Here is a 12,803-nt window from a genome sequence, read left to right as displayed (position 1 = left end):
ATATCCCATCTATAGGAGGCTGATTTATGCGAGCAATTACAGCAGCAGTAACAGGCGGTCCGGAAGTGCTGGAATACAAAGATGTAGCTGTACCGGAACCATCTGCGGGTGAAGTGAGGATAAAAGTTTTGAAAGCAAGTGTCCATTTTGCCGATATCAAAAAGCGAAAAGGAACAAAAGGCTCTGGGATTCCCGGTATACTCGGGCTGGATGCAGTCGGGATCATCGATAAGTTGGGTCAAGGTGTCACAAACTTTCGTGTTGGAGACCGCGTCGTCGCGTTCGTGAAAAATGGTGCTTATGCGGAATACAGTGTAGCTGATGCCATGCTGGTCTATCCGATAGCAGATCATGTTGATACAGCTATCGCTGCTGCTTGTCCTGTTCCTTCCTTTTTATCTTTTATGCTGCTGAGTAACGTTGGCAGATTGGAAGAGGGGGAAACCGTCGTAATCCATGCAGCATCAGGCGGGACTGGCCTGACATTGATACAGCTTGCAAAAGAGCTGGGTGCCGGCAAAATAATAGCTGCTGTCAGCAACAAACAAAAAGCAGCGTTACCAATGGAACTGGGCGCCGATCATTGTATTACTTATGATAATCTTATAGAATCGGTGCAGGAGCTTACTGCTGGAGCAGGGGCAGATCTTATCTTGGACTCGCTTGCCGGCTCTATAATGGAAGAGAGCTTTCGCTGTCTTGCTCCTTACGGAAGATTAATAAATTACGGGAATGCCAGCGGTACACCTGGCATGATCAAAACATCAGATGTACATGCCAGCTGCCGGTCACTGCTTGGTTTCAGCTTGGGTACGACACGAAAAAAACGACCGGAGGCTTTGAAACACATTGCTGATCAAGTCATCGATTTGGTAGCCAATGGAGCTATTCATTTTCCGAGCATACAAGAATTCGAGCTTGGGGATGCAGTCACAGCACATCAGTTGATGGAAAGCAGGACACATGCAGGGAAAATAATCCTGCACATCAGAGACTAGAGACAAACAACGGGGGAAATAGAGAAATGAAGTTGGTATCATGGAATGTTAATGGAATCAGAGCCTGTGTAAAGAAGGGCTTTCTTGAATATTTTAATGAGCAGGATGCAGATATATTCTGCTTGCAGGAAACGAAGCTCCAAGCAGGACAAATTGAATTGGATCTGCCTGGATATCATCAATATTGGAACTACGCCGAGCGTAAAGGATATTCTGGTACTGCAGTTTTCACGAAGCAAAAACCGCTTCATGTCACTTATGGTTTGGAAGAGGGAATCAATGAGCCGGAAGGGCGAATCATCACGCTGGAATATGATGATTTTTATTTGATGACGGTTTATACACCGAACTCCAAGCGGGACTTGGCACGCTTGGCTGAGCGCTTGGAGTGGGAAGACCGGATCCTGTCTTACGTCCAGGAGCTGGACAGCCGCAAACCAGTCATCTTATGCGGTGATTTGAACGTTGCCCATCAGGAAATCGATTTGAAGAACCATAAAACAAATCATGGAAATTCCGGTTTCACGAAAGAAGAGCGGGAAAAGATGACAGTTTTCCTTGCTTCTGGTTTTGTTGATAGTTTCCGTTATCTTTATCCGAAGCGCGAGGACGCCTACAGCTGGTGGTCCTATATGAATAAGGTGAGAGAACGCAACATCGGCTGGCGCATTGATTATTTCATCGTTTCTGAACGGTGGAAAGATAAAATAGAAGAAGCTGAGATACATGCAGATACGCTGGGCAGCGACCATTGCCCAGTATGCTTATATATCAAGAAGGAAGACACCATCTGATGGTGTCTTTCTTTATCCTCAGGATAATATTTTAAATTATCTGATAGTTTGTTACACTACATACATATAGATATAAACGTAAAGGTTAAGCGGGATATGCGAAAAGGAGGAAACGCTGATGCTTCGCAACGTTACGCGATTATTAGCTGTAATGCTGTTGTTCTTTGCATGTCTGATCCCTCACGGGCATATCCGTGTAGCCGGAAAAGAGGATACGATGAAGGAAAGGATAAAGGAATATTTGGCAAGCGAGAAACATCTAGAGGGGGCATCCGTTGCGATTCATATCGCGGCAGCACAATCAGGGAAGACAATCTATGAAAAAAACGCGGACCAGCGTATGCGACCTGCATCCAATATGAAGCTTTTGACTGCTGCAGCTGTTTTGGATGAACTGGAGCCAGAGCATCGATTCGAAACGTATGTTGCAACAGATGGCCATATCTCAGCTGGTCAGCTTCATGGGAATTTGTATTTGATTGGTAAAGGAGATCCTTCCTTAACAATTAAGGACATCGCGCAGCTGGCAAAACAGCTGAATGAGTTGGGAATTGTAAAAATAAACGGTGATATCATCGCTGACGATACGTATTTCGATCAGGAACGCTACAGTGAGGATACAACTTGGAGAGATGAGTCAGCCTATTATGGTGCCGCAATCAGTGCTTTGACGGTAGCACCCGATACCGATCATGATACAGGAACCGTGAAGGTTGTAGTGGACGCAGCGTCTTCATCAGGAAAACCAAATGTGAGCATTATCCCTGCAACAGATTATGTGACCATACATAATAATGCAGTCATTTCCCAAGACGGTGAAGCAGAATTGGAAGTGATTCGAATGCATGGAAACAATGATATCGTCATTTCAGGCACAATTGCTCCAGGTGAAAAAGAGCAGGAATGGGTAGCTGTTTGGGAACCGACCGATTATGTACTGCATTTGTTCCGGGAAAATCTCGAAGCTGCTGGAATTCAGTTAGATGGCAGCAGTAAAACAGCAAAAGCTCCTGAAAAGACAAAGGAGCTTTTGCGCAAGGAATCCGCTCCGCTTAAAGAACTGCTTCTACCATTCATGAAGCTAAGCAATAACGGGCATGCCGAGATGTATGTCAAGCATATGGGCAGCAAGGAAAAAGCCGGGAACTGGGAAGATGGTATCGAACAAATCAAGCGCTATCTGAATGGCCTGCTGCCAACGGAGCAAATGGTGATTAGGGACGGTTCTGGTCTTTCTCATGTGAATGGTATAACAGCCGGTCAGCTGACAGCATTGCTTATAAACGTTCAGAACGAACCTTGGTTCCAGGCTTTTGAACATTCGCTGCCAGTAGGTGGGGTGACCGAACGGATGGTCGGCGGGACACTCCGCAATCGCTTTGTCGGTACAGAGCTCGCGGGAAAAGTCAAAGCGAAAACAGGGACACTTACTGGAGTCAGTTCCTTATCAGGCTACATGGAAACCAAATCAGGTGAACGGATTGTTTTCTCGATTCTGCTTAACGGACTGCTGGACGAAGAGGAAGGACCGCAAATAGAAGATGAACTATTGAAAATCGTATACGAAGAGTTGAATATCATGCATATAAATTGATGGAAATAGACAGGATATTGGCATGTAAGCAGCGAAATGTTTGATTAGGAAGGAAAAAAGCTGCAGAAACCTTTTGGGTTTTAAAAGCCAGACACAGGAAAGAGGAGATAACATTGAAACGAAGCTGCATGGAAGCAGAGTTATATTGTATCCATTGTCGCGAGGAGTCTCCATTTACCATTACGTACATCAACGATAAGCTTAAGACGATTTGCTGTACTCAATGTCATCATGCGATTGATGTCCGTCTCGATTTGCAGAAGGAATTCAAGCAAGAATGGCAGAATCGCATCCTTTCCAAGCCTTCCAGGATGACGACAGAGTACAAAGACGATCTCAGTCAGTTCCTTTTCACGCTGCCGATCCGGCTGGCGAGCAAACCATATCGATTATATCATGATATCAAAGAGTCGCGTATCATAATGCGTGACTTCAAAGATGTCAAGCATTGGTAAGCGCCTGGACATACGTTCAGGCGCTTGGTTTTTGGGATTTGTAATAATCAATCCCCCTTTTTACCGACAACGCCAATAAAGTGATTCCGATTATCAAGAGCACCACAAAGGAGTCTTTTTCATACACAGCAAGTAATAAGGCGCCCGCTTGAAAGGAAAGAGCAACTATTGTTAAAAATAAAAATCTCCTATCAAAAATCGCACTGCGCAATATACCCCACCTATTTTCCATTATATTACCATTAGGTATAAAAAATATCGATAACTTACATTGTAAAGATTATGATATTATATCGACAGACGATATATATCGTCTATCGATATAACTATCAAAAGGTGCTCAGAAAGTAAAAGACTTGTTCCTCGACTCACAGCACCTACTATATTCTGATGGTGCTGCTGCACGATCCGCTGCCGGATACGAAAGAAGGTAAATGTACCATGAAACTCGGTCCAGGCATTAGTTGGATGACTTTCAATTAGACAAGTACGAATATGAGTGGCTATGAAAGCTAGTTGAACTCAATAAAAAGCAATTAGGGGGAGAATGATGACAGAGAGAAAGAAAATAAGAAAATGGTTTTCGGCTTGGAGCGACCAGAAAGAAGAAGTGTGGCTGCAGCGGATGGCACAAGAAGGGTGGCAACTGGATCATTATGGCCTATTTACATACACCTTCAAAGCAGCTCCGCCAACAAAACTGATATATCGTCTAGACTATCGAATTGGTACACAAAATCAAGATTATTTTAAGTTGTTCGAAGAGGATGGCTGGAATCTGGTCAGTGCATCTGGAGGATGGTACTATTTTTGCAAAGAAGATGATGGGACCGATAAATTGGAAATCTATACAGATGCACAATCAAGGGCGGTTAAATATACACATTTATCTAATTTTGTTTTATTCCTTGTCTTGATGCATGTACTCTCATTCTGGATGCCGATGATGTCGAGTGCAAGCAGATTGCCTATTTGGGCAGGGTTGACGGTAGCACCTATAACTTTTTTAGGTCTTTATAGTGTATATATGCTTAAAAGAAAAGCAAAGAAACTAACTCAATACGAAATCTATAAATAGAGCCCACTCTAATCGAATAGAATGGGCTCTATTGTTTTACATAGAAATTGATATCCAGACAGAAGCCACTGATGGAAGGCGCTGCAAAACCCTCGCAAAACCAAATGAAAAAATGCATTATAAGTGAATCGCCATTTCTTCAATTGCGAGTGAAATTGAAATGGATTGAAATGATTGAAATGGTATGTAGGTTTTCTTTGCTTTCTATGCGTTTGACATCATTTCATATATGCGTCATAATGTAGTTATCTCGAATTCGAGGTAATTTTATCATCAGGCTGGAGTGTGACAAAATGAATCATTTAAAAGGTATACACCACGTAACAGCAATTACAAGCAGTGCAGAAAAAAACTATGAATTCTTCACATATGTACTTGGCATGCGCCTGGTCAAGAAAACAGTGAATCAGGATGATATTCAGACTTATCATTTGTTCTTTGCAGATGATAAAGGCAGTGCAGGAACAGATATGACATTCTTCGATTTCCCTGGCATTCCAAAAGGTACTCACGGCACGAATGAAATTTACAAGACGTCTTTCAGGGTCCCAACTGACGCAGCTTTGAATTATTGGGTAAAACGATTCGATCGTCTGCATGTAAAACATCATGGCATCAAAGACCAATTCGGCAAAAAAACAGTATCGTTCGAGGATTTTGACGAGCAGCAATATCAATTGATCAGTGACGAAAATGATGAAGGTGTAGCGTCCGGAACACCTTGGCAGGATGGTCCAGTACCATTGGAGTATGCAATTACTGGGCTTGGACCGATTTTTGTCCGTACAGCACATATCGATTATTTTAAAGAAATGCTCGAAAAAGTACTGGTATTCCGTCCGGTTGCTCAGGAAGGATCCTACTATTTGTATGAAGTTGGTGAAGGCGGAAATGGAGCAAGCATCGTCCTCGAGCACAATACAATTTTGCCGGATGGCAGACAGGGATTTGGCACTGTACACCATGCTGCTTTCCGTGTAGAGGATCGAGCAGTACTGGAAGAGTGGATCGAACGGATGCAAAGCTTCCAATTCCAGACTTCCGGCTATGTGGATCGTCATTTCTTCGAATCTCTATATTCCCGTGTTGCACCAGGAATTCTATTTGAATTCGCAACAGATGGCCCTGGGTTCATGGGAGACGAGCCGTACGAGACACTCGGCGAAAAACTCTCTTTACCGCCGTTTTTGGAACCAAAGCGCGAACAAATCGAGAAACTCGTCCGTCCGATCGACACAGTACGGAGCACGAAACATTTCGAAAAAGAATGATAAACTGACATCTGCTTACTTGGCAGATGTCTTTTTTTTAGCAGATTCCGTCATGTAAGCGTATAATAAAGGTGTAGCATTCATCCTATACAGAAGGAAGGCTTTTATATGAAAGCAAAAGACTTCATGATAACAGATGTAATAGCAGCGAACGAACAGGATACAGTCAAGCAAGTACTCAAAACGTTTGTTGATCGGCGCATCAGCGGCATGCCGATACTGGACAAAGACCGACGCATCGTAGGCGTCGTCAGTGATGGGGATATTTTGCGAGGGATCCAGCCAAAGGATGCAGTCGTCTTCAACTATTTGCTGACTGTAAGCTTCAAAGCAGAAAAAATCGATAAGATCGTCGATGAACTAAAGGATCATCCTATATTGAATCTAGCTAAAAAACGAGGGATAGTCACCGTGCACGAGGCTGACGAAATGGAGGATGTCGTGAACATCCTTGCCAAACATCGCTTCAAGAAGATACCGGTTGTGAATGATCAAAAACAGGTAGTCGGGGTAATCAGCCGAGGGGATGTCCTGCGTACGATTCATTCGACTTTACTTAACGCGCTTTGATGACAAAGCACTGACTCTCTTTAAAGAGTCGGTGCTTTTTATGATAGAATAGAAGTTATGAGCTTGATAGATCAAAGGAGTTTTATCGATATATGAGTATGACTGTCATATTGGCGGAAAAACCTTCGGTTGCGAAGAATATCGCTGATGCACTGAAAATTAAAACAAAACAGGATGGGTTTTATGAAGGTCCTGACTATATCATCACATGGGCTTTCGGTCATTTGCTGCAGTTGTATGACGCGAAAGATTATGACGCGAAAATGGCGAGGTGGAAACTGGATAATTTCCCGTTCGTACCGGAATCGTTCCGTTACAAAGTGAAGTCAAGCCCGCGCAATCGCGATACTGCTGATCCGGGTGCGAAAAAGCAGATTGCCATCGTAAAGCGGCTGATGCAAAGAAGGGATGTCAGCATGGTTGTGTCCGCTTGTGACTATGACCGGGAAGGACAGCTGATCGGCGACAGCATCATCAACTATGTCAAACCGGACAAGCCAGTATATAGACTGCTTCTTAATGAATGGACAGAACAAGAAGTCCTGCGCGGTCTCCAATCCTTGCGTCCAAACACAGAGCTTCAGCCTCTTTATGATGCCGGTATCGGACGTCAATGGGCCGACTGGGTCATTGGCATCAACCTGACTTCGGTAGCGACACTCCGTTATCAGAGCGGTCGCGGCCAAGTGTTAAATATCGGCCGTGTGCTCCTGCCAACTTTGAAAATCATTTATGATCGTGATAAGGAGATCAGCGAGTTCAAGCCAGAGCCTTATTTCAAACTGATGGCGACCTTCCGTACACCTGATAAGCAATTCTATGAAGGAGTCTATAAGGAAGGTAAAACGGATAAGTTCAAGGAAAGAGAACCGCTGCAAAACATCCTTCAGCAAATCCAAGGAAAACAAGGACAAATCAAGGACAAGCAGACAGAAGAGAAAAAGGAGTTCTGCCCGCCTTTGTTCAATTTATCTAGTCTGCAAGGTTATATGACGGCAAGATACAGCGGATGGACATCCGATAAGGTGCTGAAAGTGGCGCAAACCTTGTATGAGAAAAAATATATTACTTACCCACGGACCTCCAGTACAGCACTGGAAGAGAGCCTAGTATCCAAAGCAGCTGGCGTACTGAAAAAAGTGGCAGCGGGACTGCCTTATGAGTCCGAAATCAAATTTACCCGCTCGAAACGGGTATTCAACAACAGCAAAGTTTCAAGCCATAGCGCTATCATTCCGACCTACGTCCTGCCAAAAAGGCTTACGCCGGATCAGGAGCTCGTGTATACAGCAATCAAAAACCGTTTTATCATGCAGTTCATGCCGGTCGCGGTATATGAGGAAACCACTCTGGAAACTGTGATTCCGGGTGTGTCTCTATCAGGCAGCTTTATTTCCAAGGGTCGAATTCAGCTTGTAGATGGCTGGAAGAAAGTCGAGAAGCAGCAGACGAAAGAAACACTGCTGCCGGATGTACAGGAAGGCATGCTGGTCGATACATGGGAAACAGCTGTTACTTCTCACATGACACAGCCCCCGAAACCGCATACCGAAAGGACGTTATTGCGTGTCATGGAAACTTGCGGCAAAGGTAGACAGGATGAAGAGGAAATCGGCGAAGTGCTCCGCGGCTTCAGTATCGGGACGGCAGCAACAAGAGCGGAAACAATCAAAAAACTGAAAGACATTCACTACATCAGTAACAAAGGAAAAGAACTGCATGTAACGGAAACAGGTAAGAAGCTGGTGGAAACTTTCCCAGTCAAGCCGTTATTTGACTTGAACTTTACCGGCAGGCTGGAGAAGACATTGGCTGATATCGAAGATGCAAAAGTTGGCCGGGAAGATTTTCTGGATATGATTTTTTCCTTTACAAAAGAAGCTGTCCAAACGATGAAACAAGATGAAGCAGCTCCGATCCGGACAATCGAAAAGCAAACCCTCACCCATGAGGTGCTAGGCAAGTGTCCGGCTTGCGGCGGAGAAGTCGTGGAAGGGTACAAAGGATTCGGCTGTAAGAACTACAAAAAGTCTTGCAGCTTCATCGTTTGGAAAGCCGATAAATTCCTGGCAGCCATGCGGAAGAAGCCGACAAAGACGATGGTGAAAGCCTTGCTCAAAAGTGGTACTGCGCATGTAAAAGGGCTGACAAGCAAACGAGGCAAAAAGTTTTCTGCTTATCTTTCGTATGAAAAGAATCCAGACAACGAATATTACAGCTGGAAAATGGAATTCGAGAAGAAATAACGAGAGCGCTGTGCAAAATCTGCACAGCGCTCTTTTTAAAATTCTTCATAAACTGCCGGGTCCTGGTCGGCAATTCGTCCGTCTGCCTTTGTCAGACTGTGGATTTTGTCCATATCGGTTTGATCAAGCTCAAAATCAAAGATGGTAATGTTCTCAAGCTGTCGACTTGGCGTGGCTGATTTAGGGATGGCGATGCTTCCCAGCTGATAATGCCAACGCAACACAATTTGAGAAACGGTTCTGCCATGCTTCTTAGCAATTTCAGCAAGCAGCGAATGATCCAGCAGATTCGTTTTTCTGCCAAGCGGACTCCATGATTCTGTCACGATGCCATTTTCCTGGTGGTAGCGACGTTGTTCCTCTTGATTGAAAAAGGGATGCAGCTCGATTTGGTTGATGACCGGCAGTTCACCAGTTTCCACTTTGAGTCTGTCCAAATGCTCGGGCAGGAAGTTACACACACCGACCGATCTGATAAGGCCCCATTTACGAGCATCAAGCAAAGCTTGCCATGCTTCGACATAGTGGTCTTGTTTCGGATTCGGCCAATGGATCAAATACAAGTCATAATAATCCAGGCCAGCACGATAAAGGGATTCCTGAATCGTTGTAACCGCATCATCATACTGCTGGTAACGCCCGGGCAGCTTGGATGTCACCAGGATTTCTTCACGCGGGATAGCATGATGCTTGATCGCCTGTCCGACAGTTGCTTCATTCTCATAGTTATAAGCGGTATCCAAAAGACGATAACCTGCATCAATCGCATTGCGGATCGCCTGTACACCTTGGCTTCCTTTCAATTGATATGTACCGAAGCCCACAGCAGGAAAAATAGAACCATCATGCAGTTTAATGGTAGGGATATGATTATGCATCTAAATCTCTCCTTTCCAATTCTTTCTCAAGCGTAGCATAAATGGTAAAGATTGTCCTAAGTCAGTATCTTCGCCTAAAGCATTCTGACCGATGTATGCATGTTATATCTGTTGATTAATAGGTCTTAAGAAAAGCGATTTCTCCATTACTTTTGTTACATCCATTTGCGGCAGCGTCTTTTGAATCAGCTCGTAAACGTCCCGGATGATTGCTTCTAATTGATTAACAGCAACTTCAGGTTTTTGCAGGAAAAGTGAATCTAAACGATCGACCATATCTGTCGGGATGGTATCCATGGATTCCAACGTTTGTCTCTGCCATTTAAATGATGGATGATGTATGTACTGACGATTCAACCCGAACAATATACCCATCAAATTGGCCTGTACTTCTGTCATCGTTTGATAAAGCATTAGCCAATCCTTACGATGAAGCAGCGCCTCCCGGTTATTCCATTTCGTACCCAGATGCATATTTTCTTCCACCATAGCGATCCGCAACTCCGTTGGATATTTCTTTACTTTGTTTTTCAGTGTTTCCATCACATTATCCTCACTCGAGGAGATACCATCATGAATTGCAGCTAGAAGACATTGCTTCACTGGATTCGTATCAAATGATACCAATACATCGTTTATCACCATATTTATTGTTTCAGTCAGAAAATTACTGATTTCTAATTTTACGCCCTGACTTATATAAGTTTCTGACCATTCTCCATCTTCATAAGGGAAGAAATCAATAATTTCGCCATCCAATTCTGCAATAGGTTTTTTCCTTTCCTGATCATTGGGCCCATGCTTCCATAAGACGAATATTTCGATGTCGGAGTATGCATCCTGCCAATTTCGTGATACAGATCCTCCTATAAAACAAGTATCAACTTTAGGATTGGATTTATAAATACTGACTATTTCTTTTGCTTTTTCATATAAATTCAAATTTGACCCCTCCTGATACAAATGTATCAGAGTTGATACGATCATGCTCATTAATTTTCCAGTTACCGATATAGCAACTTTTTATAGCTTGTAGCACAATGGGAAAATGACTTTTGCTAATGAAAGTTGCCGTGCATCTTTTTTTCTTGCAATATTCGAGCCTGCTTTTATATTGTTCGTAAAGGGGCCCCGCAGCGGCATTTAAGAGAAACAAGGTGTCTCGCTTTCCTTTATAAAACAGAAGAGAGAAGTTGGATAAGTAAATTCTCTTGTTTGAAGCTTTAAAAGGGAATTATATTTTCGTCTGGTAGACATTTACAGTATTAGGTGGGGAGGAAGCGTGCGTTAAGAAATTGACAAAGGCTTAGCACTCTCGAGATATGGAAGCATTGGACAAATTATATGTATTAGACGCCATTTTGAAAAAAAGTGTGACTGGTACTCAAATGAAATCTTCGAGTCGACACAGCTATGTAATTTCTCTATTGCAAAAGAAAACACGCTTGGAATCATCCCAAGCGTGCTTTCTTGTTATTAAGCTTATCGTGCATCTGCATTCTTTAGTTCATTTTGGTCAGATCGAGTAACCAAATGGATGATGAATCCGATCACAGCTCCAACAATTGCCGGCAATAGCCAGCCAAGCCCCACGCTGTACATCGGCAGGTTATCTGTCAGGAATTTCTGTACTCCAGGGATAGGAAGCTTTGCTGCATTCAGCCCCTCCATCAAGCTGACTGCAAATGTGAAAAGCAGGCTGGTCAAGTAGACGGCTCTGCTTCCTGCAAAAGTATTATGCAGGAAGGTCAGGAAAATCAAGACGATTGCAAGTGGGTATATGATCGTCAAGACAGGGACGCTGAATGCGATGATATTAGCCAATCCTGCATTTGCGACAACAGCACTGAAAATTGACAGCACAACGGCAATAACGTTATAAGATACTTTAGGGAGCAGACGACTGAAATAACTGCTGCATGCTGTTACCAAACCGATACTTGTCGTCAGGCAGGCACCAAGTACAATCAAGCCAAGCAAGACGTTACCTAGTGTGCCGTAATAGGACTCGGAAACTCCGGCAAGTACGGCACCACCATTATCCAGCAAACCTATTCCAGTTACACTTGTTGCGCCAAGATAAGATAAAGACGTATAAATCAAAGCAAGTAGTAGAGCGGCAATCAAAGCAGCTTTCGTTGTGAAACTAAGTATACTTTTACGGTCCGAGATACCGATGTTTTTTACAGAATTGATGACAATGATTCCGAATACGAATGCTGCCAATGTATCCATCGTTAGATAGCCTTCCTGGAAACCCTTGAAGAAAGCCCCGCTGCTGTAAGCTTCGGTTGGTTCCTGTGGACTGCCGATCGGGTTGACAAGCACAGTGATAATCAAGACTGCGATGAACAGGAGCAGGGCTGGTGTCAAATATTTACCAACTACATCAACAATCTTAGCTGGCTTCAAAGAGAAGAAGCACGTAACTCCGAAGAACAGGATGGAATAAATGATCAATGGCCATGGTCCGGCATCAGCAGGTAAAAATGGCTGAATGCCGATTTCAAATGATACTGTACCTGTACGCGGCATCGCAAATAATGGACCGATGGATAGATATAAAATGATGGTAAAAGCAAGCCCAAAGATCGGATGCGCCCGGCTGGCTAAGTCCTGTAAATCATTTTTACCTGAAATAGCGAAGGCTAGGATACCGAGAAGCGGCAATCCGACACCAGTGATGACGAAGCCAAGATTTGCAGTCAATACATTGGTTCCAGACTGTTGGCCGAGAAGAGCGGGGAAGATCAGGTTGCCTGCTCCAAAGAAAAGGGCGAACAGCATGAAACCAGTAACGATGACATAAGAAAATGGAATTGATTTTTTCATGATAAATGCCTCCAAGCAGAAACGTTTTCTAAATAGTTAGACAATTCAATAAATAAAATATTGAAAATATTTGAACTATGTTAGAGA

At 43.6% G+C, this 12,803-nt stretch carries 12 protein-coding genes; 8 read left to right on the top strand and 4 right to left on the bottom strand.

Going from position 1 to position 12,803, the window contains the following annotated elements; genetic code table 11:
* Nucleotides 1-26 precede the first annotated feature (26 nt).
* The 4 genes from AB1K91_RS06540 to AB1K91_RS06525 all read left to right on the top strand — a co-directional run bounded on the left by AB1K91_RS06540 (nucleotide 27) and on the right by AB1K91_RS06525 (nucleotide 3,841).
* Entirely contained in the window at nucleotides 27-998 is a 972-nt protein-coding gene (locus tag AB1K91_RS06540; RefSeq protein ID WP_413088971.1) for a quinone oxidoreductase family protein, read from the top strand.
* 26 nt (nucleotides 999-1,024) lie between these two features.
* The gene (locus tag AB1K91_RS06535; RefSeq protein ID WP_413088970.1) at nucleotides 1,025-1,792 is read left to right on the top strand and encodes an exodeoxyribonuclease III; all 768 of its coding nucleotides are present in this window, start codon (nucleotides 1,025-1,027) and stop codon (nucleotides 1,790-1,792) included.
* A gap of 118 nt (nucleotides 1,793-1,910) precedes the next feature.
* A complete protein-coding gene (gene dacB / locus AB1K91_RS06530) occupies nucleotides 1,911-3,386 on the top strand; it encodes a D-alanyl-D-alanine carboxypeptidase/D-alanyl-D-alanine endopeptidase (RefSeq protein WP_413088969.1) in 1,476 nt (491 codons plus the stop codon).
* Nucleotides 3,387-3,499: 113 nt separating this feature from the next.
* Nucleotides 3,500-3,841 carry a bh protein gene (locus AB1K91_RS06525; RefSeq protein WP_093728447.1) on the top strand — a complete coding sequence of 114 codons (342 nt, stop codon included), beginning with the start codon at nucleotides 3,500-3,502 and terminating at the stop codon, nucleotides 3,839-3,841.
* Nucleotides 3,842-3,857: 16 nt separating this feature from the next.
* Here AB1K91_RS06525 and AB1K91_RS06520 read toward each other — a convergent pair whose 3' ends face one another.
* Nucleotides 3,858-4,052, bottom strand: a complete 195-nt coding sequence (locus AB1K91_RS06520) for a hypothetical protein (protein ID WP_413088968.1) — start codon at nucleotides 4,050-4,052, stop codon at nucleotides 3,858-3,860.
* A 336-nt stretch (nucleotides 4,053-4,388) separates the two neighbouring features.
* Between AB1K91_RS06520 and AB1K91_RS06515 the strand changes: the two genes are divergently transcribed.
* From AB1K91_RS06515 to AB1K91_RS06500, 4 genes are all read left to right on the top strand, one after another.
* Complete coding sequence (locus AB1K91_RS06515) at nucleotides 4,389-4,919, top strand: DUF2812 domain-containing protein (RefSeq protein WP_413088967.1); 531 nt, start codon at nucleotides 4,389-4,391, stop codon at nucleotides 4,917-4,919.
* A gap of 293 nt (nucleotides 4,920-5,212) precedes the next feature.
* Nucleotides 5,213-6,190 carry a ring-cleaving dioxygenase gene (locus AB1K91_RS06510; protein ID WP_413088966.1) on the top strand — a complete coding sequence of 326 codons (978 nt, stop codon included), beginning with the start codon at nucleotides 5,213-5,215 and terminating at the stop codon, nucleotides 6,188-6,190.
* A gap of 108 nt (nucleotides 6,191-6,298) precedes the next feature.
* Nucleotides 6,299-6,760: a CBS domain-containing protein gene (locus tag AB1K91_RS06505; protein WP_413088965.1), complete on the top strand. Its 462-nt coding sequence runs from the start codon at nucleotides 6,299-6,301 to the stop codon at nucleotides 6,758-6,760.
* Between the two features lie 98 nt (nucleotides 6,761-6,858).
* Nucleotides 6,859-9,006 carry a type IA DNA topoisomerase gene (locus tag AB1K91_RS06500; RefSeq protein ID WP_413089076.1) on the top strand — a complete coding sequence of 716 codons (2,148 nt, stop codon included), beginning with the start codon at nucleotides 6,859-6,861 and terminating at the stop codon, nucleotides 9,004-9,006.
* 35 nt (nucleotides 9,007-9,041) lie between these two features.
* Here AB1K91_RS06500 and AB1K91_RS06495 read toward each other — a convergent pair whose 3' ends face one another.
* From AB1K91_RS06495 to brnQ, 3 genes are all read right to left on the bottom strand, one after another.
* The gene (locus AB1K91_RS06495) at nucleotides 9,042-9,884 is read right to left on the bottom strand and encodes an aldo/keto reductase (protein WP_413088964.1); all 843 of its coding nucleotides are present in this window, start codon (nucleotides 9,882-9,884) and stop codon (nucleotides 9,042-9,044) included.
* A gap of 102 nt (nucleotides 9,885-9,986) precedes the next feature.
* Complete coding sequence (locus AB1K91_RS06490) at nucleotides 9,987-10,826, bottom strand: DUF4037 domain-containing protein (RefSeq protein WP_413088963.1); 840 nt, start codon at nucleotides 10,824-10,826, stop codon at nucleotides 9,987-9,989.
* A 540-nt stretch (nucleotides 10,827-11,366) separates the two neighbouring features.
* Nucleotides 11,367-12,716, bottom strand: a complete 1,350-nt coding sequence (brnQ, locus tag AB1K91_RS06485) for a branched-chain amino acid transport system II carrier protein (RefSeq protein ID WP_413088962.1) — start codon at nucleotides 12,714-12,716, stop codon at nucleotides 11,367-11,369.
* Nucleotides 12,717-12,803: the final 87 nt, after the last annotated feature.

The sequence above is a fragment of the Terribacillus jepli genome (assembly GCF_047228925.1).
Classification (GTDB): Bacteria; Bacillota; Bacilli; order Bacillales; family Amphibacillaceae; genus Terribacillus.
The sequence above is the reverse complement of the archived record's forward strand: the minus strand, read 5'-3'. Positions and strand labels throughout refer to the sequence as shown.

Coding starts and splice junctions, on each gene's coding strand:
- AB1K91_RS06540 (WP_413088971.1), top strand. CDS start 27: ATGCGAGCAATTACAGCAGCAGTAACAGGCGGTCCGGAAGTGCTGGAA.
- AB1K91_RS06535 (WP_413088970.1), top strand. CDS start 1,025: ATGAAGTTGGTATCATGGAATGTTAATGGAATCAGAGCCTGTGTAAAG.
- dacB (WP_413088969.1), top strand. CDS start 1,911: ATGCTTCGCAACGTTACGCGATTATTAGCTGTAATGCTGTTGTTCTTT.
- AB1K91_RS06515 (WP_413088967.1), top strand. CDS start 4,389: ATGATGACAGAGAGAAAGAAAATAAGAAAATGGTTTTCGGCTTGGAGC.
- AB1K91_RS06510 (WP_413088966.1), top strand. CDS start 5,213: ATGAATCATTTAAAAGGTATACACCACGTAACAGCAATTACAAGCAGT.
- AB1K91_RS06505 (WP_413088965.1), top strand. CDS start 6,299: ATGAAAGCAAAAGACTTCATGATAACAGATGTAATAGCAGCGAACGAA.
- AB1K91_RS06500 (WP_413089076.1), top strand. CDS start 6,859: ATGACTGTCATATTGGCGGAAAAACCTTCGGTTGCGAAGAATATCGCT.
- AB1K91_RS06495 (WP_413088964.1), bottom strand. CDS start 9,884: ATGCATAATCATATCCCTACCATTAAACTGCATGATGGTTCTATTTTT.
- brnQ (WP_413088962.1), bottom strand. CDS start 12,716: ATGAAAAAATCAATTCCATTTTCTTATGTCATCGTTACTGGTTTCATG.